General features: G+C 74.7%; 20 protein-coding genes and 1 tRNA gene. 14 read left to right on the top strand and 7 right to left on the bottom strand.

Annotated features, from left to right (window positions below; translation table 11 throughout):
- The first annotated feature begins 12 nt into the window (after positions 1-12).
- Both ACZ6O2_RS04290 and ACZ6O2_RS04285 read left to right on the top strand, forming a co-directional pair.
- Positions 13-627, top strand: coding sequence for a MarC family protein (locus tag ACZ6O2_RS04290; RefSeq protein WP_350701455.1), 615 nt, complete (start codon positions 13-15; stop codon positions 625-627).
- A 135-nt stretch (positions 628-762) separates the two neighbouring features.
- Positions 763-1,605 (top strand): RecB family exonuclease, encoded by an 843-nt coding sequence (locus ACZ6O2_RS04285; RefSeq protein WP_466021993.1) that lies wholly within the window; start codon positions 763-765, stop codon positions 1,603-1,605.
- Positions 1,606-1,610: 5 nt separating this feature from the next.
- On the opposite strand, the gene ACZ6O2_RS04280 is transcribed toward ACZ6O2_RS04285, so the two are convergent.
- Together ACZ6O2_RS04280 and ACZ6O2_RS04275 are read right to left on the bottom strand one after the other, a co-directional pair.
- A complete protein-coding gene (locus ACZ6O2_RS04280) occupies positions 1,611-2,468 on the bottom strand; it encodes an oxygenase MpaB family protein (protein ID WP_466021953.1) in 858 nt (285 codons plus the stop codon).
- Positions 2,469-2,632: 164 nt separating this feature from the next.
- On the bottom strand, positions 2,633-3,061 hold the full coding sequence (locus ACZ6O2_RS04275) for a Fur family transcriptional regulator (protein ID WP_350701451.1): 429 nt from the start codon (positions 3,059-3,061) through the stop codon (positions 2,633-2,635).
- 194 nt (positions 3,062-3,255) lie between these two features.
- Between ACZ6O2_RS04275 and ACZ6O2_RS04270 the strand changes: the two genes are divergently transcribed.
- Entirely contained in the window at positions 3,256-3,738 is a 483-nt protein-coding gene (locus ACZ6O2_RS04270) for a DUF2231 domain-containing protein (protein WP_466021952.1), read from the top strand.
- Positions 3,739-3,853: 115 nt separating this feature from the next.
- On the opposite strand, the gene ACZ6O2_RS04265 is transcribed toward ACZ6O2_RS04270, so the two are convergent.
- Positions 3,854-4,180 (bottom strand): hypothetical protein, encoded by a 327-nt coding sequence (locus tag ACZ6O2_RS04265; RefSeq protein ID WP_350701448.1) that lies wholly within the window; start codon positions 4,178-4,180, stop codon positions 3,854-3,856.
- A 240-nt stretch (positions 4,181-4,420) separates the two neighbouring features.
- Between ACZ6O2_RS04265 and ACZ6O2_RS04260 the strand changes: the two genes are divergently transcribed.
- Positions 4,421-4,603, top strand: a complete 183-nt coding sequence (locus tag ACZ6O2_RS04260) for a hypothetical protein (protein ID WP_350701446.1) — start codon at positions 4,421-4,423, stop codon at positions 4,601-4,603.
- 367 nt (positions 4,604-4,970) lie between these two features.
- Positions 4,971-5,198, top strand: coding sequence for a hypothetical protein (locus tag ACZ6O2_RS04255; RefSeq protein ID WP_350702739.1), 228 nt, complete (start codon positions 4,971-4,973; stop codon positions 5,196-5,198).
- Positions 5,199-5,466: 268 nt separating this feature from the next.
- Here the strand turns inward: ACZ6O2_RS04255 and ACZ6O2_RS04250 are convergent, their stop codons facing one another.
- Complete coding sequence (locus ACZ6O2_RS04250) at positions 5,467-6,102, bottom strand: 5-formyltetrahydrofolate cyclo-ligase (RefSeq protein WP_466021951.1); 636 nt, start codon at positions 6,100-6,102, stop codon at positions 5,467-5,469.
- Between the two features lie 85 nt (positions 6,103-6,187).
- On the opposite strand from ACZ6O2_RS04250, the gene ACZ6O2_RS04245 reads away from it, so the two are divergent.
- From ACZ6O2_RS04245 to solA, 7 genes are all read left to right on the top strand, one after another.
- Positions 6,188-8,650, top strand: coding sequence for a GGDEF domain-containing protein (locus tag ACZ6O2_RS04245; RefSeq protein WP_466021950.1), 2,463 nt, complete (start codon positions 6,188-6,190; stop codon positions 8,648-8,650).
- Positions 8,651-8,659: 9 nt separating this feature from the next.
- Positions 8,660-9,622, top strand: coding sequence for a UTP--glucose-1-phosphate uridylyltransferase (locus ACZ6O2_RS04240; RefSeq protein WP_466021949.1), 963 nt, complete (start codon positions 8,660-8,662; stop codon positions 9,620-9,622).
- Positions 9,619-10,932: a molybdopterin molybdotransferase MoeA gene (locus ACZ6O2_RS04235; protein ID WP_350701438.1), complete on the top strand. Its 1,314-nt coding sequence runs from the start codon at positions 9,619-9,621 to the stop codon at positions 10,930-10,932. The genes ACZ6O2_RS04240 and ACZ6O2_RS04235 overlap by 4 nt, the downstream gene beginning before the upstream one ends.
- Positions 10,933-11,063: 131 nt before the next feature.
- The gene (locus ACZ6O2_RS04230; RefSeq protein WP_466021992.1) at positions 11,064-11,672 is read left to right on the top strand and encodes a GNAT family N-acetyltransferase; all 609 of its coding nucleotides are present in this window, start codon (positions 11,064-11,066) and stop codon (positions 11,670-11,672) included.
- Positions 11,673-11,850: 178 nt separating this feature from the next.
- Positions 11,851-12,645 (top strand): divisome protein SepX/GlpR, encoded by a 795-nt coding sequence (gene sepX / locus ACZ6O2_RS04225; RefSeq protein ID WP_466021948.1) that lies wholly within the window; start codon positions 11,851-11,853, stop codon positions 12,643-12,645.
- A gap of 186 nt (positions 12,646-12,831) precedes the next feature.
- A tRNA-Ala gene (locus tag ACZ6O2_RS04220) sits at positions 12,832-12,905 on the top strand.
- A gap of 206 nt (positions 12,906-13,111) precedes the next feature.
- Positions 13,112-14,257, top strand: a complete 1,146-nt coding sequence (gene solA, locus ACZ6O2_RS04215; protein ID WP_466021947.1) for an N-methyl-L-tryptophan oxidase — start codon at positions 13,112-13,114, stop codon at positions 14,255-14,257.
- A gap of 57 nt (positions 14,258-14,314) precedes the next feature.
- Here the strand turns inward: solA and ACZ6O2_RS04210 are convergent, their stop codons facing one another.
- Positions 14,315-14,506 (bottom strand): general stress protein CsbD, encoded by a 192-nt coding sequence (locus ACZ6O2_RS04210; protein WP_350701431.1) that lies wholly within the window; start codon positions 14,504-14,506, stop codon positions 14,315-14,317.
- Between the two features lie 392 nt (positions 14,507-14,898).
- On the opposite strand from ACZ6O2_RS04210, the gene ACZ6O2_RS04205 reads away from it, so the two are divergent.
- Positions 14,899-15,780: a CPBP family intramembrane glutamic endopeptidase gene (locus tag ACZ6O2_RS04205; protein ID WP_466021946.1), complete on the top strand. Its 882-nt coding sequence runs from the start codon at positions 14,899-14,901 to the stop codon at positions 15,778-15,780.
- A gap of 89 nt (positions 15,781-15,869) precedes the next feature.
- On the opposite strand, the gene ACZ6O2_RS04200 is transcribed toward ACZ6O2_RS04205, so the two are convergent.
- Positions 15,870-16,424 carry a M23 family metallopeptidase gene (locus ACZ6O2_RS04200; RefSeq protein WP_350701427.1) on the bottom strand — a complete coding sequence of 185 codons (555 nt, stop codon included), beginning with the start codon at positions 16,422-16,424 and terminating at the stop codon, positions 15,870-15,872.
- A 244-nt stretch (positions 16,425-16,668) separates the two neighbouring features.
- Here ACZ6O2_RS04200 and ACZ6O2_RS04195 point away from each other — a divergent pair, with 244 nt between their 5' ends.
- Entirely contained in the window at positions 16,669-17,346 is a 678-nt protein-coding gene (locus ACZ6O2_RS04195; protein WP_350701426.1) for a hypothetical protein, read from the top strand.
- Positions 17,347-17,436: 90 nt separating this feature from the next.
- On the opposite strand, the gene ACZ6O2_RS04190 is transcribed toward ACZ6O2_RS04195, so the two are convergent.
- Entirely contained in the window at positions 17,437-18,498 is a 1,062-nt protein-coding gene (locus ACZ6O2_RS04190; protein ID WP_350701425.1) for a DUF4352 domain-containing protein, read from the bottom strand.
- Between the last annotated feature and the right edge of the window lie 68 nt (positions 18,499-18,566).

The following is an 18,566-nucleotide window of genomic DNA, read 5'->3' as shown; positions in this document are numbered from 1 at the left end:
TACGTTGATCACGTGGATGCCAAGCTGTTCGGTGAGGTCTTCGTGACCCTGCTGGTGATCGTCGACCCGCCGGGCATGATGCCCATCTTCCTGGCGCTGACCGGCCCGCTCACGGCCCGGGACCGCAACCGGGCGGCCTGGCAGGCCGTCGCCCTGGCGCTCGGCGTGATCGTCATCTTCGCGGTGGCCGGCCAGACGCTGCTCGACTACCTGCATGTCGACCTGCCGGCGTTGCAGGCCGCCGGCGGCCTGCTGCTCATCCTGGTGGCGTTGGAGCTGCTGACCGGCAAGGCCGACGACCCGAGCCAGCAGGTCACCTCGAACATCGCGCTGGTGCCGCTGGGCACGCCGCTGCTGGCGGGTCCCGGCGCCATCGTCGCCACCATGCTCTTCGTCCAGCAGGCCGACGGCGGGTCGGACTACACCGCCATCGCCGCCGCGATCGTTGCGGTGATGGTCGCGGTCTGGGTGGTGCTCCGGTTCTCCGGTGGGATCGTCAAGATCCTGCGCCCGGGCGGGATCGAGGTGCTGACCCGGATCGCCGGCCTGCTGCTCGCGGCGATCGCGGTGCAGCTCATCGCGGACGCGGTGGCCGCCTTCGTGACCCAGTACGCCAACATGGCCTGACCGCCGCCCGGGTTTGTCGGGGCCGGATGGCAGGATCCAGGTGTGCGACGAGCCTCTTCAGCCGGACGGTCCTCCGCCACGGGCAGGGCGCCCCGCCCCCGCGGCGACCAGCCCGAGCAGCTCGGCTTCGAGGGCATGCCGGAACGGCTCTTCGTCTGCACCCCCAGCAAGCTCGGCGCCTACGCGGACTGCCCCCGGCGCTACCGCTACTCCTACGTCGACCGCCCGGCCCCGCCCAAGGGCCCGCCGTGGGCGCACAACTCCCTCGGCGCGAGCGTGCACACGGCCCTGAAGAACTGGTATGCCCTCAGCCCCGAGCGGCGCCGCCCCGAGGCGCTCGCCGCGCTGCTCAAGGGCACCTGGGTGCGCGAGGGCTACCGCGACGAGGAGCAGGAGCGGGCGGCCTACCGGCGGGCGCTGGGCTGGCTGGAGTCCTACGTCGAGACCCTGGAGCCGGGGGTCGACCCGCTCGGCGTGGAGCGGGTGGTGGCGGTCAAGACCGGGGTGCTGGCCTTCAACGGCCGGGCCGACCGGATCGACTCCCGCCCCGGGCCCGAGGGTCCCGAGCTGGTCATCGTGGACTACAAGACGGGCCGCACCGGGCTGGACGCCGACGACGCGCGCGGCTCCCAGGCACTGGCGCTCTACGCGTACGCCGCCGAGCGGGTGTTCCGCCGGCCGTGCCGCCGGGTGGAGCTGCACCACCTGCCCACCGGCACGGTCGCGGCGCACGAGCACACCGTCGAGTCGCTGGCCCGGCAGCTCACCCGGGCCGAGGAGACCGCGCGCGACATCATGGCCGCCGAGCGGGCGGTCGTCGACGGGGACGACCCCGACGACGCCTTCCCCACCACGCCGGGTCCCCGCTGCGGCTGGTGCGACTACCGGCGCACCTGCCCGGCGGGGGCGCAGACGCCCGGCAAGGAGCCGTGGGCGGCCGTCGAGCAGCCCGCCGACCGGCTGCCCGGCCGGGACTGAACGGTTCAGGCGGGGGTGCGGGCGAGGCGGGCGGCGCGTTCCTTCGCGGCCTGCTGCAACGGCCCCTCCCGCCAGCGGCGGGGCACCGCGGCGAGGGTCAGCCGCAGCGCCCGCACCGTCAGGTCGGCCGAGAGCGCGGTGGTCGGCAGGCCCAGGCCGCCGTACAGCCGCCGGGCCCAGGCCGGCAGCAGCGCGAACGCGGTGCCGGCGATGCCGAAGTACGCCCAGCGGGCCGGCCCCAGGTTGAGCCCGATCCGGGCGGGCAGGCTGAGCTTCCACGGGATCGGTGGGGCGGTGAGGAAGAGCGCCGTCTCGGCCGCCTCGCGGGTGATCCGCAGCTCCGGGCGAATCCGCCGGTAGTAGTCGGCCACCTCGGCGGCGGTGCCGGGGACCGTCTGCGGGTCGAGGCCCACCAGCGCGGCGGCGCGCCGCTGCTCGGTGTAGTAGCCGTCGATCTCGTCGGCGGTCAGCGGCAGCCCCGCCCGGCGGGCCGTGTCGAGGAACGACTCGATCTCGGTGACGTGCACCCAGCGCAGCAGGTCGGGGTCGTCGACGCGGAACTCCTCCCCGGTGGACGGGTCGGTCGCCCGCAGGCGGGCGTGCCGCCGGCGTACCCGCCGCCCGGCGGCCTCCGCCTCCGCGGTGGTGCCGTAGATGGTGGTCGCCACGTAGGTGGCGGTGCGGACCAGGCGACCCCAGGCGTCGGAGCGGTAGTCGCTGTTCTGGGCGACCCCGGCCATCGCGCGGGGATGCAGTGCCTGGAGGTAGAGCGAACGCAGGCCGGCGACGATCAGGATCGGCTCCTCGTGCACCTTCCACGTGACCGAACCCGGACCGAACAGACCGAGGTCATCGGAGTCCACCGACCAAGCGTGCCATGCCCCGCGACCCTCCGCCCCGGGCAACGGACGTCAGCCCGTCGGCCGTCCCGTCGTCGGCGGGGACGGTCGGTTGTCGGCGCAGCGGCAGAGCCAGGGCCTGCGGGGCGGTCAGGCGTCGGTGGCGCGGCGGATCCGGCGCGGCCGGGTCAGTCGTCGGCGGAGCGGCGGGCCTGGCAGGTGGGGCAGAGGCCCCAGAAGGTCACTTCCGCCTCGTCGACCTCGAACCCGTGGGCGATGTCCGGGTCCAGGCAGGGGGCCCTGCCGACCGCGCAGTCGATGTCGGCGATCTCGCCGCAGCCCCGGCAGACCACGTGGTGGTGGTTGTCCCCGGCCCGCGCCTCGTAGCGGGCGGGGCTGCCGGCCGGCTCGATCCGGCGGGACAGCCCGGCCCGGGACAGCGCGCCGAGCACGTCGTAGACGGCCTGGGTGGAGACGGAGTCGAGGCGCTCGCGGACCCGCCGGGTGATCTCGTCCACCTCGAGGTGGCCGCCGGCGGCCAGTACGTCGAGCACGGCGAGGCGCGGCCGGGTGACCCGCAGGCCCCTCGACCGGAGCAGCTCCTCCCCGCCGGACATCTGTCAATGACAGCACGCGGTGACCGGGTCGACAACCGGCCTCCGGCAGAGGGTGGCCCCGGCCACAGCCGGCCTGCCCGGCCGGGCGGTGAACCGGACCGGTCCGGGGCGCGTGTAGCGGATCGAGAGTTCTGGGCGGGGCGGCCGGCGCACCGTACGCTGGCAACCCGCGACCGCGTACGCCGGAGGTGTGGATGTTCAAGGAGATCCTGGGTCTGCCGGCCCACGTGCTGGTGGTGCACGCGGTCGTCGTGCTCGTGCCGCTGCTGGCCCTGCTCTCCGCCGCGTACGTGGCGCTGCCCCGGTTCCGGCCCCGGCTGGACTGGGCGGTGGCGATCCTCGCCGTGGCGGCGCCGGTGACGGCCTTCGTCGCCGTCGAGTCCGGCGAGGAGCTGAACGACGCGTTCCTGGCCCGGGGCATGCAGGGCCCGATCGTGGACCAGATCCTCGAGCACTCGCGCTACGGCGACATCCTGTTCTGGTACGCCCTGCCGCTGGCTGTGGCGTCGCTGCTGCTGCTCGTGGTGACGAGCGGGCACCCGCGCGTGCCGAGGCTGCCGTCCTGGCTCACGCCGGCGCTGTCGGTCGTGGTGGTCGCGCTCGGCGTCGTGAGCCTGGTCTACACCTACCTGACCGGCCACTCCGGCGCCGAGGCGGTCTGGGGCAACACCCTCTGACACCCGCCCCTGGCCGCCGCGATCCTGCGCTCTCGGCCCGCCTTCCGTCCCCGTTCGCGCGCTTCGCCACTGCGGTAACCGCAAGATCGCGCTAGGGGAGTGGGGGTGGGGTGGGTCAGAAGATCAGGCGTGAGCAGAGCAGGCAGATCAGGACGACCAGCACCGCGCCGGCCAGCGCGCCGACGCCGTACGTGAGCCGCTGCGCCCGCTGTTCCGCCGTGTCGAGCCCGGCCATGTCCTGCGGGGGCAGCCGCCGGGGCGGTGGCGGTCGCAGGTGCACCGGCGGTCGCCACCCGGCCGGGGGCGGGGTGGTGGCCGGCGGGCCCACGTAGCCGCCCCCGGGCGCCGGCGTCGACGCGGCCCGGGTCCCGGACTGCTCCGGCGTGGTGTCGGGCCGCCGCCAGTACTCGTCCGGGGCGCTGCCGGAGGTGGGGGTCGTCACGCCGTCCGACGCTACCAACGCTCCGCCCCGGTGACCGGTCGGACGCGGCCGGCCCACCGGCGGGTCGGCGCCGGACACCCGGTCAGCCGTGGCCGGGCAGCCTGGCGAGCCGTGGCCGGACAGTCTGGTCAGCCGTGGCCGGACGCCCCCCGGCCAGCGGTGTCGGCGGGGCACCGGGGCACCGTGGCGGACCTGGTTCGACGCGGTGACCCGGTCGCGGCTGCGCTAGTCTTGCCGCTCGTGAGCACCGAGTTTCCTCCGACGCCGGCGGTACGCGGCGACGACGACCGTACGGTCGACCTGAGCGACGACTTCGTGGTGCTGCCCGAGCAGACCGCCGACGACACCGACCGGGGCTGGGGCGAGCGTTCCGGCGGCAACGACGACTGGCTGCTCGCGGAGCGCCCGCCGCACTGGGACTGAACCGGCTGCCAGGCGATCCGCCGGCACCCCGGGCCGCTTCCGCGCACCTGCCGGTATTCCGGGCCGCTTCCGCGCGACCCGCAGGCACCCGGGCCCGCTTCCGCGCCTGTGGAGAAACCCGGCGGCCTGTGGACAACGCCCCCCGGGCCTGTGGATGACGCGGGCGACCCTGTGGACAACCGCCTGCCGGCGACCGCGATCACCCGTCGCGCCGACGGGTGCGACCAGGCGGGTCCGATACGCCGCCGCGGTCGACCAGGGACCTGAGACGGCGAGCCAGGAGGCGGGGGTCGTGGCCCTACGCCGGTGGCCTGCACGGCGGGACGTGCCCGGGGCGGGCGGGGCCGGCCCCGGGACAGGATGCGGCGTGCGTCAGGAGGCGCTGGCGGTGCTGGCGGCCGGGGTCTTGCTCGCTCCGCCGCCGGAGCCGTTCGAGCTGGACGACGACGAGGGCGCCGAGGACGACGAGGACGAGGCGGCGGTCGAGCCGCTCGACGAGCCGGAGTCGCCGCCGGAGGAGGACGAGTCGGACTTCGCCGGCTTGGCGCCGCCGCTGCCGGTGTCGCTGCCCGAGGTGCGGGAGTCCGTGCGGTAGAAGCCCGAGCCCTTGAACACGATGCCGACCGAGTTGAAGAGCTTGCGCAGCCGCCCCTCACACGCGGGGCACTCGGTCAGCGGCTCGTCAGAGAAGGACTGCACCGCCTCGAGCTGGTGGCCGCACGCGGTGCAGGCGTACTGGTACGTGGGCACGTTCTCCTCCGGATCTGGCACGGCCGGTTGGCACTCGACGTCTTCGAGTGCCAATGGTGCGTCATCGCCCCCGGATTCGTCCAGCGGAAGTGTGGGGCGCGACACCGCCGCCCTCAGGCGCGACCCGCCGCGTCCCGGGGGGCGGCGTCAAGCGTACGCAGGCCGTCGGCGGGAGTGACCACCGCGCGCACCGGGCGGTCGTGCGGCTCGGCGGGCAGCGACCCGACCAGTTCCCCGTCGTGCAGCGGCACCACGGTCAGCGCGGTCGCGGGCACCCGGGCCAGCGCCCGGTCGTACGAGCCGCCGCCCCGGCCCAGCCGCAGCCCCCGGCGGTCCACCGCCAGCGCCGGCACCACCACCAGCTCGGCCGCCGTCACCGCGTCCCGGCCCAGCCGTGGCCCCGCCGGCTCGCGCATGCCCCGGCCGGCGGCCACCAGCGCGTCCGCCCCGGCCCAGGCCGCCCAGTCCAGGTCGAGGTCGGCACAGAGCACCGGCAGCAGCAGCTCGGCCCCCGGCGGCAGCGCCGCGTGCAGCACCGCCGGCAGGTCGGGCCCGCCGGGCTCGGAGCCGACCGGCACGTACGCCGTCATCCGGCGCGGGCGCAGCCGGCGTACGAGAGCCACCAGCTCGGCCTGGACGCGCCCGGCGGCCTCGGCCCGCGTCGGCGCGGTCAGCGCCCGGCGGGCGGCGCGCACGGCGGCGCGCACGTCCCGCTTCGCCGCTTCCGCTTCATGAGAAAAATCGGGCACGCAACACTCCTGACGCAACGTTTGCCACCTGGTTGCTCTGTGTCAGCATCGCAAGCGACGGCGGCGGAACTTCCGGGGGGACCGAGTGACGCTACGCGGGCGGTTGACCACAGCCTTCCTGGCGGTGGTGCTCGGCCCGGTCCTGCTCGGGGCGTTCTTCGTCGGTTCGACCGTGGTGGCCGTCGACCGGAGTCGGTCCACCGAGCGGCTGGCGGTGGCCGCCGCGACCGTGCGCACGTCGGTCGACGCCCTCTGCCAGCAGTTGCGGGCCGCCGCCGACGCGGTGGCCCTGACCGGCGACCGGCCCGGCGCCGCGGGCCAGGTGGTCAGCCGCGGCCTGGCGGCCGCCGTGCGGGTCACCGACGTGGCCGGCCGGGTCACCTACGCCTCGCCGGGCGGGCCGCCGGAGCCCTGGCGGGACTGCTCCACCGCCGCGCCGGCCGCCGGTCCGGTGCGGGCGCTCGCCGTCCGGGTCGACCTGCGCGACCGGTCCGGCGGGTCGCTGGGCACGGTCGCCGCGGCGCATCCGGTCGACCCGGCCTTCGTGGCGCGGCTCGCGGCCGTGACCGGCGTGGCGGTCACCCTGCTCGACGACGCCGAGGTGCCCGTCCGGCTCGCCCACACCACCGAGTCGACCGGGGTACGCGACGCCGTGCTCGCCGCCGCCGGCACCGTCGACGGCGAGCGGGTCACCGAGACCGCCGACGGCCGGTACGTCCGTCGGGTCGGCCCGTCCGCCGGGCAGCCCCTGCCGCTCGTGCTCTCGGTCCCCAGCGACCAGCCGCCCGGCCTGTACGCCGCTCTGGTCGCGGCGGTGCTCGTGGCGGCCCTGCTGGCCGTGGTGGCCGCCGGGCGGCTGGCCCGGGTGACCACCCGGCCGCTGGTGGAACTGGCGGGCGCGGTGGACCGGGTGGCCCTCGGCGACCTGACCGTCCGGGTGCCGGTGCGCAGCCGCGACGAGATCGGCCGGCTGGCCGGCGCGTTCAACCGGATGACCCGGGAGACCGGCACCTACGTGGCGGCGCTGACCAGCAGCCGCGACCAGTTGCGCGGGCACCTCGCGGTGCTGGGGGACACCCTGGCCAGCACGCACGACCTGCAACGCATCCTGCGGGTGATCCTGCACAGCGCGATCGCGGCGACGGGCGCCCGGGCCGGCGCGGTGCTGCTGGTCGACGACGGCGGGGTGCTCGTGGCGCAGTGCGCGGAGGGGCTGGACGGCCGCTGCCCGCCCGACGAGCGGGCCGGGCCGCTGCGGGTGCCGCTGGGCAGCGGCGTGCTCGGGGCCGTCGCGGCGACCGGCGAGCCGCAGCGCGGCCGGGCGGAGCCCTCCGCCGTGCCGCCGGGCGAGCCGCGCTGCCGGACGTACGTCGCGGTGCCGTTCGCCGCCCCGGGCGTTACGGGCCCGGTCGACGCCGCCCGCGCGGACGCCCCGCCCGCCCGGCCCGGGTCGTCGGAGCCGGCCTCCTCGGCCGGGGCGCTCGGTGTGCTGGCCCTCTACGACCGGCTCGGCGCGGACGAGTTCGACGACGACGACCTGGTCACCCTGCGGACCTTCGCCGGCCACGCCGCCGTGGCGGTGGACAACGTGCGGGTGCACGAGGAGGCGCAGCGGCTCTCGCTGACCGACCCGCTGACCGGGCTCTGGAACTACCGCTACCTGCGGGAGTCGATCCGCCGGGAGGTCGAGCGGGCGAACCGGTTCGGCCGGATGCTCAGCGTCCTCGCCCTCGACCTGGACCGGTTCAAGGACGTCAACGACACGCACGGGCACGCGGCCGGCGACGCCGTGCTGGCCGAGTTCGCCCGCCGGGTGCGGGGCGAGATCCGCGAGGTCGACCTGGCCTTCCGGCAGGGCGGCGAGGAGTTCGTGGTGCTGCTGCCGGAGACCGACGCCCGGGGGGCGGCGATCGTCGCGGAGCGGCTCGGCGCGGCGATCAGGGAGGCCCCGATCGCGGCCGACGGGCACGGCGGCGGCGCGCCCGTGGCCATCGCGGTGACCGTCTCCATCGGCATCGCCGTCTATCCCGGCCACGCCAGCACGGGCCAGGAGGTGCTGGACGCCGCCGACGACGCGCTCTACGCCGCCAAGGCGGCCGGCCGGGACACCTGGCGGATCGCCGACGACCGGGCCGACGACGACGAGCGGGCGGACCCGGGCCGGGCGGACGACGAGCGGGCGGACGCCGCTCGGGCCGGCGGGGAACGGGCGGGCGGCGGCCGGGCCGGCGGGGAGCGGGCGGGCGGCGGCCGGGCCGGCGAGGAGCCGGTCGCCCACGGCCGGGCCGACCAGCCGGCCCGGGAGATCCCCGTCCCGGCGGGCGCGGTCAGCCCCGAGGACGGGATGCCGCGCGCCGGCGCCCCGCGCCAGCCGGCCCGGACCCGCCCCGAACCGGCCGATCCGGTCGACGCCGAGCCGCGCGGCGCGCCGGCCGGGCCTGGGGCCGAGCCCCGGGCCGCGCCGGCCGGACCCGGTCCCGCGCGGCCCGGCACGAGCGGCGGCGCGTCTTCCGGTCCTCACCCTCCACGGCAGAGCCGTGGCCGATAGTCTCGCGACATGTCGGAGCACTCAGCGAACCCCTCAACGGCGACCGCCGCAACCGGTCGCTCCCGTGCGGTCAAAGCAGTCATCCCGGCCGCCGGACTGGCCACCCGGTTCCTGCCGGCCACGAAGGCGGTGCCCAAGGAGCTGCTCCCGGTGGTCGACCGGCCGGTGCTGCAGTACATCGTCGAGGAGGCCACCCAGGCCGGCATCGGCGACGTCCTGCTGATCACCGGGCGGGGCAAGACGTCGATGGTGGACCACTTCGACCGCCGCCCCGACCTGGAGGCCCGGCTGGAGGAGAAGGGCGACGCCGAGCGGCTGGCCGCCGTGCGCCGCCCCAGCGAGCTGGCCGAGATCTACACCTGCCGGCAGCCCGAGCAGCTCGGCCTCGGTCACGCCGTCGGGTACGCCGAGTCGCACGTCGGCGACCAGCCCTTCGCGGTGCTGCTGGGTGACGAGTTCGTGAAGCGGTCCGAGCCGCTGCTGCCGGCCATGTTGGAGCTCCAGGCGCGCACCGGCGGCGTCGTGCTGGCCTTCTTCGAGGTCGACCCCTCCGAGACCAAGCGCTACGGCATCGCCTCGGTCGAGCCGGCGGAGGCGGAGCTGACCGACATCGGCGAGGTCGTCCGGGTCACCGGCATGGTGGAGAAGCCGAAGCCGGAGGACGCGCCGAGCAACCTCGCGGTGCTGGGCCGCTACGTGCTGCCCGCCAGCATCTTCGACGCGATCCGGCGCACGAAGCCGGGCAGCGGCGGGGAGATCCAGTTGACCGACGCGATGGAGCTGCTGCGCAACGAGGGCACGCCGGTGCACGCGATCGTCTACCGGGGCACCCGCTACGACACCGGCATGCCGCTGGGCTACCTCCAGACCGTGGTGCAGATCGCCGCCGAGCGCGACGACCTCGGCGGCGAGTTCCGCAAATGGCTGGCCGAGTTCGTCAACTCCGACGTGTCGGGCGTGACTGGTACATGACAGCGTCGGCCGACGCCGAGGCGGCCGCGAACGAGTTGACGCCGCTCGCCGACTACCTGGGCAGCGTGCTGCGCAGGTTACGCGCGCTGCCTCCGCTCGACCTCGACCTCACCCAGGCGCACGGCAACGTCCTCGCCGAGGACGTCGTCGCGCCGCACTCCTTCCCGGCCTTCGACCAGGCGGCCGTGGACGGGTACGCGGCCCGCTGGGAGGACATCTCCGGAGGCGGCCGGGGCGTGGGCTACGTCCCGACCCAGTCCGGCGGGCCGGGCGGGCGCAACGTCCGGCTCAACGTCGTCGGCGACCTCGGCGCGGCGAGCTGGCGCCCGGTGCGGCTCACCCCCGGCGCGTGCTTCTCCGTCGCCGCCGGCGCGCCGCTGCCGCTTGCCGCGGACGTGGTGGTCCCCGTCGAGTGGACCGACCAGGGCATGGCCGCGGTGGAGATCTTCCGCGTCCCCAAACGCGGGTACGGGGTGCGCCGGGCCGGCGAGGAGCTGCCCGCCGGGACCCTGCTGGCCCGGGCCGGCACCTATGTCTCCCCGGCGCTGGTCGCGGTGTTCGCCGCCACCGGCATCGGGCACCTGGTGGTCCGGCCCAGCCCCCGGGTGGTCATCGTGGCCACCGGCGACGAGCTGGTCGACGTGGGCCGGGGCAGCCAGCCCGGCCAGACGGTCGACGCCAACTCGCACGCGCTCACCGCGGCGGCGGCCGAGGTGGGCGCCTTGGCGTACCGGGTGGGCATCTGCGACGACGACCCGGAGGGGCTGCGCGGGCTGCTGGAGGACCAGACGCTGCGCGCCGACCTGATCATCACCACGGGGGGCACCGGCACCGGGCCGGGTGACATGGTGCGGCGGATCCTCTCCCGCCGGGAGGGCGCCCGGGCCGGGCCGGTCACCTTCACCGAGGTGGCGCTCTATCCCGGCACCTCCCTCGGCTTCGGCACGGTCGGCGCCGAGGAGGTGCCGGTCGTGTGCCTGCCCGGCGACACGGGCGCCGCCCTGATCGGCTTCGAGGTGCTGGCCCGCCCGGCGATAAATCTGCTCGCCGGGGCGGAACCGGTGTTCCGGCCCAGCGTTCGCGCGCACCTGCTGGAGACGATCTCGTCGCCGGTCGGGCTGCGCGAGTTCCGCCCCGCGCACGTCGCCGAGCGGCGCGGCGGCGGATACACGGTCCAGCCGCTCAACGGCGGGCCGTACACCCTCTCCGGGCTGGCCGAGGCCAACGGCCTGTTGGTGCTCGGCGAGCGGGTGACCACCGCGGCGGCCGGGTCCACCGTGGACGTCCTCCTGCTGGACCGGCGCCGGTGAGCGTGGCCTCCCGGGCGCGGCTGGACGGACGGTGCGGTGCGGGCGGGAGTGCGCTTGCGGTGACGCGGTCGTGAGCGGAAGCTGACGCGGTGAATCTGTTCGGGGGTGGGCGGGCGCCGGGGTGGCCGGCGGTGCTGGCCGACGGCCCGGTGGTGCTGCGGCCCTACCGGCGGGCGGACGCCGCCGCCTGGTCGGAGGTGCGCCGTGCCAACCGGGAGTGGCTCGCGCCGTGGGAGTCGTCCCTTCCGGGAAGCTGGCACGAGCTGAACTCGCCGGCCGCGTTCCGCTGGGTGCACCGCGACCAGCGCCGGTCGGCGCGCAGCGGCGAGGGGATGCCGTTCGCGGTCTGCCTGCGCGAGGACGGCCGGGAGCGGCTGGTCGGCCACCTCAACGTGGGCAGCATCGTCCGGCGGGCGTTCTGCTCCGGGTACGTCGGCTACTGGGTCGACTCCCGGGTGGCCGGTCGCGGCATCATCCCGACCGCGTTGGCGCTCGCCGTCGACCATGCCTTCGGCCCGGGCGGGCTGCACCGGGTCGAGGTGAACATCCGCCCCGAGAACCGGCCGTCCCGCCGGGTGGTGGAGAAGCTGGGCTTCCGCGAGGAGTCGTACCACGTGCGCTACATGCACATCGACGGTGCGTGGCGGGACCACATCGGATACGCGATGACCAGTGAGGAGGTCGCCGCCGAGGGCGGCCTGCTGGGCCGCTGGCACCGGATCCGCGCCATCGCGGGGTGAGTCGTCCCACGGACGGGATCGGCGCGGCGCGTCACCATCCGCGTCGGCGGCCCGTAACCTCAAGTGACTGCAAGCTGTGGCAAGCGCTGCTCCACCCGTACGATCCACGCACCCGACCACGCTCGGTGGAAGATCCTGCGGTCGGGCGGCGGTTGCTCCGAATTCGGTGACGGGAGGGGTGAGGGTGCCGACCTCGGTGCTCCTCGCCGTCCTCGCCGCCGCCGGCCTGCTCGCCCTCGCGCCGGCGCTGGTCCGCCGGTACGACGCCACCGAGCGGCTGGTGGCGGAGCGGGCGCAGTCGACGGCGCGGGTGCTCCAGCGCCGCCGGCGGCGCCGTACTGTCCCGGGGCGGCGGCCGGTCCACCCGCCCCGGTCCCTCGTCGTCACACTGAGCGAGAGCAAGGACGCGGGGGGTCTCGCGGCCCCGGTCTCCGCGCCGCCCGCCGCCCGCCGGTCGAGCCGGCTGCGCGCCGTGCCGCCCGCCGGGAAGAAGAAGACCCGCCGCCGGCCGCCGCCCCGCCGGCAGCACACCCCCGCCGTCTACCGCCGGCGCCGGGTGCTCGCCGCGCTGCTGCTGCTCAACTTCGTCGAGCTGATCGGCGTGATCGTGGTCGGCCCCGGCTTCTGGATCAGCTTCGGGGTCACCGCCACCCTGCTGGTCGCGTACGTCGTACACCTGCGGGCGCGGGCGGTGGCGGATCGCCGGCGGCGGCGGGCGCAGGCCCGGGAGGCGGCCTGGCTGGCCGCCCGGCAGGCCGAGGTGCGGCGGGAGCAGGCCCGCCGGGCGGCGGCCCGCCGGGAGGCCCAGCGCCGGCTGGCGGCCCAGCGCGAGGTGGTACGCCGCGCGGCGATGGGCCTGGACCGGCCGGCCGACCTGCCCGCGGCGGCCAACGGCGGCTCCGTGTCCTACCGGCGTACGGGCGGCCTGCGGGGGCGCCCGTACCAGTCCGGCCGCGGCACCCACTCGGCCTGAATGTCCGTTTCCGGGTGGCCGGGATGTCCGCTTCCGGCGTCGCCGATCCAGTCCTCCGTGGGCCGGTTCTCGCCAAGATCCCGCCGCGCCGGGGGTGGATTCGCGGCGGAGGCGGTCGACCTGTTAGCCTTGTCGCCGGCCCGCCCGGTGAAAGCCGGGTGGGACCGACGCCGGTTCGCCGGCGGAGGGGCTGTGGCGCAGACCGGTAGCGCACCTCGTTCGCATCGAGGGGGTCAGGGGTTCAAATCCCCTCAGCTCCACCCAGTTCGAAGGCCGTTTCCCCATCGCGGGAGACGGCCTTTTTGGATCTTGTGCAGCAGCGAAGTGCAGGCAGTCGGCGACCGCAGGGTCGATGGGGCTGGCCGCGAGCTAATCCGGCAGCGGCGTGGGATGCATCGTGAGGTAGATCAGTCCCTGCTCATCTGCGCCGTTTGCCGATGATGCCCGAAGGCGGGAGGGAGCGGACATGTCGGTCTACGACGTCATCGTCGTGGGGCTCGGTGGGATGGGCAGCAGCGCCGCCTACCACCTGGCCGCGCGGGGGCAGCGCGTGCTCGGTCTGGAGAGGTTCGGGCGGGCGCACGACCGGGGCTCCAGCCACGGCGGCTCGCGCATCATCCGGCAGTCGTACTTCGAGGACCCGGCCTACGTGCCGCTCCTGCTCCGGGCGTACGAGCTGTGGGAGAGGCTGGAACACGACGCCGGGCGGGAGATCATCTCGCTCACCGGCGGGGTGTTCGTCGGCCGACCGGAGAGCCTCACCTTCGCCGGCAGCCTGCGCGCGTCGCGCGAGTGGGACCTGCCGCACGAGATTCTCGACGCGGGTGAGCTGCGCCGCCGCTTTCCGACGTTCAGTCCACGTGACGACGAGTTGGCGCTCTTCGAGGCCAAGGCGGGCTTCGTACGCCCCGAGGCGACCGTCGCCGCTCACCTCGACCTCGCCGCCGGGCACGGCGCCGACCTGCGCTACGGCGAGCCGGTGGCGCGCTGGGAGGCGCTGCCCGAGGGCGGCGTACGCGTGACGACCGAGAAGGGTTCCTACACCGCCGGCCGGCTCGTCGTCTGCCCGGGTGCCTGGGCGCCCGAACTCCTCGCCGACCTCGGCGTGCCGTTGACGGTCGAGCGGCAGATCATGTACTGGTTCCAGCCGGAGACCGGGGTCGGCCCCTTCGAGCCCGGGCGGCATCCCATCTACATCCACGAGGACGCCGCCGGCACGCAGGTGTACGGCTTCCCGGCCATCGACGGGCCCGACGGCGGTGCCAAGGTGGCCTTCTTCCGTGGCGGTGCGCTCTGCACGCCGGACACCATCGACCGGCAGGTGCACCCGGAGGAGGTGCAGGACATGCGGCAGCATCTCGCCGGGGTCCTGCCGACCCTTCCGGGCCGGTTCCTGCGGGCCGCGACCTGCATGTACACCAACACGCCGGACCAGCACTTCGTGATCGCGACGCACCCGCGGCACCCGCAGGTCACCGTCGCGTGCGGGTTCTCCGGGCACGGCTTCAAGTTCGTCCCGGTGGTCGGGGAGATCCTCGCCGACCTGGCGACGAGCGGCGCGACCGCACACCCCATCGGGCTCTTCGACCCACGACGCGACTTCTCCGGCTAGCCCCCGACATGGAGCACCGCCCCCGGCGCGCGGCCGGGGGCGTGGCGACGTGCCGGGTCAGGTGGTGAAGTTGTCCCGCGCGTCCCGAGCGTCCTCCTGAACGTGCTCGCCGGGCTGGTTGCCCCGTATCTCGTCCCGCTTCGCCACCCGCTCCGCCTGCGCCCGCTCGCCCTGTGCCATGTCGCCCATCCGCGCCCTGGCGGCGCCGGCGACCCGCTCGACCTTGTCCTTCGCCCTCTCCAGGCTCATGTCGCCTCCCTGTCGCTTCGGCGGACCAGGGTGCTGTCCGCGCCTCCCGACCTGCGTCCCCGCCCGCCCCTCGGTGAAAACCCCGATCAGCGGCTGGGGCCGGTCACCGAGGCGGTTGAGCGCCGGCTGAGTGCCTTCGGCCGGAACGGGCCTTTTTCCGACGCCGGCGCCTCCGTGGACGGGGTCCGCGTTCGCGCAGGTCGTCGCGCGAATCCATGCCCGGCCGGAACCAGGGGCTGGTCAGGGATCGACCAGGGTTGGTCCCGATGCCCCCGCGCCGCCCGCGTCGGAATGCTGGATCCAGACGGCTGGCAGGTCGTCTGCGTCCGATTCGTCATAGAGGGGCTACCGTGACCGCCCGAACACCCATAAGCAGTCGCAACACCACCGAGTTGAGGGCGGCAGGCCTGACCTTCCGGTCGCTGCGCACCTTCTTCCTCGCCACTTTCGGCCTGTCCTGGGGTGCGGGCATGCTGTACGTGCTGCTCCAGGCGAAGGTCGAGGCCATCTTCGGGCCCATGGGCTACACCAACCCGGTCTTCATTTCCATGGTCTACGCACCCGGCATCGTGGGCGTGTTGATGGTGTGGCGCCACTACGGCATGTCGGGCCTGGGCGCCTTCTTCCGTCGCTTCGCGTTGTGGCGGATGTCGCGGTCGTGGTGGCTGGTGCTGATCGTCGGCATGCCCGCGGTGTTCTATGCCGGAGCCGCGGTCAAGGGCAACCTCACCGACCCGTTTCCCTTCTCGCCGTGGCACGCCGTGCTGCCGGCCCTGCTGGCGATGTTCCTCATCGGCCCCATCGAGGAACTCGGCTGGCGGGGCGTGGCGCTGCCGCTGCTCCAGCGGCGGTTCTCGCCGCTGTGGGCCGGGCTTCTGCTCGGCCTGGTGGTGGCGGTCTGGCACACGCCGTCGTTCCTGGTGAGCGGGACGAAGCAGTCCGCGTGGGCGTTCTGGCCGTTCTTCTTCGGGGTCGTGGCGATCAGCGTCATCCTCACGCCGATGTTCAACGCCGCACGGGGGAGCCTGCTTGTGCCGTTCCTGTTCCACGCGCAGATGAACAACCCGGTCTGGCCCGACGCCCAGCCGTGGGACATGTGGCTGTTCGTCGCGGCGGCCGTCCTGGTGGCCGCGGTGAGCCGCAAGGCCATGCTCGACCGCGGTGCGGCGGTGACCACGATCCTCGCCGGGGGAGACGACCCCGGCGACGCCGGGACCGACGCCGCGCCCGTGGACCGGTCGCCCGGGACGGCGGCCGGCCGGCGCGCCGTGTGATGGTCCATGTCGTCCGGTGAAGCCACCGAATCCCACGTGTCCTGCTCGCTGTCATCGGGCGAGCAGGACACGTGGGAGGGCGTCGTCGGTCAGGCGTAGTAGTTGACGCTGACCGGCCAGGTGCCGGTCCACGGCGTCCAGCCCTGGAGCGTGGCGGGGATGCCCACGCGGGTGCTGCAGTTGATGACCTGGAAGTGCAGGTGCGGCGCGGTGGACGCGCCGGTGCTGCCCGACCAGCCGATGACCCGGCCCTGCGGGACCCAGGTGCCGGCGTTGTAGATCGCCCGGTTCAGGTGCGCGTAGTGGGTGCACTGGCCGTTCGAGTGCCGGATGATCACCTCGATGCCGTTCTGCCAGTACGGCGACCAGTTCGACATGATGATGGTGCCCGCCTGGGAGGCGGAGACCTCGTAGTTCGCCGGCAGCCCGAAGTCCCAGGCGTACTCGTTGTACGCGCCGACGTGCGAGTACGTGCCCTCCGGCCCCTGGGTGACCCGGTAGGACTCGCCGGCCGGGTACGGCAGCTCGTAGTAGTAGTTCGCGGCCGAGGCCGGGGTGGCCCCGACGACCACGGCCCCGGCGACCAGCAGCATCGCGCTCACGGTCGCGCCGATCCGGCGCAGGACCGTCTTCCCTCTGTTCACTGTGGATTCCTCTTCGGTGTGCCAGCAGAGATTCAGCACCGTCATCGTCGACCGCACCGGTGGGAACTGAACAGCACGCCGGGGGGTGGTTCAACGAACCGGGTGGACGACAGGGGTGGGATCAGGGGTCGCCGCGACTACGGGTGACGAAGGCGAGGCATCGCGTCGAGACGAACCCCGCCCGGCGTCCCGACGGCCGGCGCTCGTGCGGGCGGTCACTACGCTGCCGCCCGTGGATCGATTGATGAGCGTTTTCCTGTTCGCCGGCTGCGGGGCGTTCGCCGTCCTCCTCGGGGTCGGGCTCACCGCGCTGGTCGTGACGACCCACCGTCAGGAGCGGGAACGGCGGGACCGGTGGCGGCAGTGGGCCGCCCGGTACGGCTGGACGTACGCCGAGAGACCGCAGGTCGCCTGGACCGACCGGGTGCCGGGCCGCAGCCGCCGGGGCGTGCGGTTCGCGCTGGCCGGGATGCTGCACGGTCGCCCGGTGGGGGTGGCCGAGTACGCGTACACGGAGACGCACACCTCGACCGGGGCGGACGGCAACCAGACGACCAACTCGCAGACCCACACGTACGTCGTCTGTTCGGTGTGGCTGCGGCGGCAGTTCCCGCCGCTGGCGGTCGCGCCGCGCCACGTGTTCTCGAAGCTGGGACGCGCGCTGTTCGGCAGCGACAGCTACGCCACGGGGCACGAGGAGTTCGACCGGCAGTGGCGGGTGGGCGCGGCGGCCCCGGGTCAGCAGGCCCTGGTCGGGCCGACCCTGATCGGCGCGCACCTGGCGGGGGCGGTGCCGGCCTGGAGCGTGCGCGGCGCGGAGCTGATCACCTACCGGCGCGGCCGGCTGAACGACCCGGCCCTGGTGCCGTCCCTGGTGACTCCGCTGATCACGGTCGCCGACCTGCTGGAGCAGGGCCGCTGACCGCGCACCGGGCACGCCGGCGGGGAACGGCTCCGGACAGCGCGGGAGGCCGGCCCCCGAGGGGACCGGCCTCCCGTCAGCGGGTGCGGACTACGGCTTCCAGGAGCCGGCGCTCTCGAACCTGTGCTTGTACTCCAGTGCACCGTTCTTGTCGCGGACGTCGAACACCACGGTGCCCGTGCGCTTGCTGCCCTCGCGCAGGTTGTTGCCGGAGCTCAGCGTGTCGCCGCAGCCGGAGAGCGCGCTCGCCAGGCCGTTGGTCGTGGTGCCGTCCGAGGCCACCCACTCGAAGTAGAACGGGTTGATCGAGCCCTTGCCCTTGGTCACCGTGGCGGTGACGTGGGCGATCAGGTACATACCCTTGTCCGGGTCCGGAGCGTACTCCCGGCAGCCCTTGGTGGAGGTGGTGAACCGGGTGACCGTGACCTCGAGGGTCCCCTCGTCGTCGGAGAGGACCAGCGTGTCGCCGGGCTTCATGTTGTAGGTCTCGTCGTCCTTGCCCGGGGCGGCGCTGGTGGCGGGCGCCCCGCCCGGCGCGGCGTTGGTGGTCGCCGGGGTGGGCAGGGCCTTCTCCAGGTCGTCCTTCGCCTTGTCGGCGCCGGCGACGACCGCCGCGATGCCGCCGACGCAGCAGAGCAGGGTCAGCACGACCGCCACGATCGCGATGATCAGGACGGTCTTCTTCTTGTTGTTCGGCGGCGCGACCGGCTGCGGCGGGCCGAGCGGGTAGCCGGGCGCGCCGGACGTCACCTGCGGGTACGGCGTGCCGGAGATCGGCGGCTGCGGCATCCCGGACGTCGGCTGGTGCGGTGGGGCCCACGGCTCGCCCGGCGTCCCGGACACCGGCGGCTGCGGCGCGCCGGAGACGGGCGGCTGCGCCCACGGCTCGCCGGGCACGCCCGACACCGGCGGCTGCGGGGCGCCGGAGACCGGCGGCTGGGGCGCGGCCCACGGGTCGTTGGCCGGCTGCTGCGGCACGGGCGGGAGCGGGGCCCACGGGTCGCCCGCGGGCTGGGGGCCGCCGGAGACCGGCGGCTGGGGCGGGTAACCGCCCTGGTTGGCGGGGAACTGCGGTGCCGGCGGGTACGGCTGCTGCTCCGGGCTCGGCTGGTAGGGATCCTGCGGCCCGTATGGGGGCTGGGGGTGACTCACCGTACTCCTAGGCACCTGACGACGACGGCAAACGCGGCTGACGCTACCGTGCGCGGACAACGGAACAT

It is taken from the genome of Micromonospora sp. NPDC048040 (genome assembly GCF_055587185.1).
This window is presented reverse-complemented; position numbering and strand designations above follow the sequence as displayed.

Coding starts and splice junctions, on each gene's coding strand:
- ACZ6O2_RS04285 (WP_466021993.1), top strand. CDS start 763: ATGCCGGAACGGCTCTTCGTCTGCACCCCCAGCAAGCTCGGCGCCTAC.
- ACZ6O2_RS04210 (WP_350701431.1), bottom strand. CDS start 14,506: ATGAGCCTGGAGAGGGCGAAGGACAAGGTCGAGCGGGTCGCCGGCGCC.
- solA (WP_466021947.1), top strand. CDS start 13,112: ATGTCGGTCTACGACGTCATCGTCGTGGGGCTCGGTGGGATGGGCAGC.
- ACZ6O2_RS04240 (WP_466021949.1), top strand. CDS start 8,660: ATGTCGGAGCACTCAGCGAACCCCTCAACGGCGACCGCCGCAACCGGT.
- ACZ6O2_RS04275 (WP_350701451.1), bottom strand. CDS start 3,061: ATGTCCGGCGGGGAGGAGCTGCTCCGGTCGAGGGGCCTGCGGGTCACC.
- ACZ6O2_RS04270 (WP_466021952.1), top strand. CDS start 3,256: ATGTTCAAGGAGATCCTGGGTCTGCCGGCCCACGTGCTGGTGGTGCAC.
- ACZ6O2_RS04235 (WP_350701438.1), top strand. CDS start 9,619: ATGACAGCGTCGGCCGACGCCGAGGCGGCCGCGAACGAGTTGACGCCG.
- ACZ6O2_RS04195 (WP_350701426.1), top strand. CDS start 16,669: ATGAGCGTTTTCCTGTTCGCCGGCTGCGGGGCGTTCGCCGTCCTCCTC.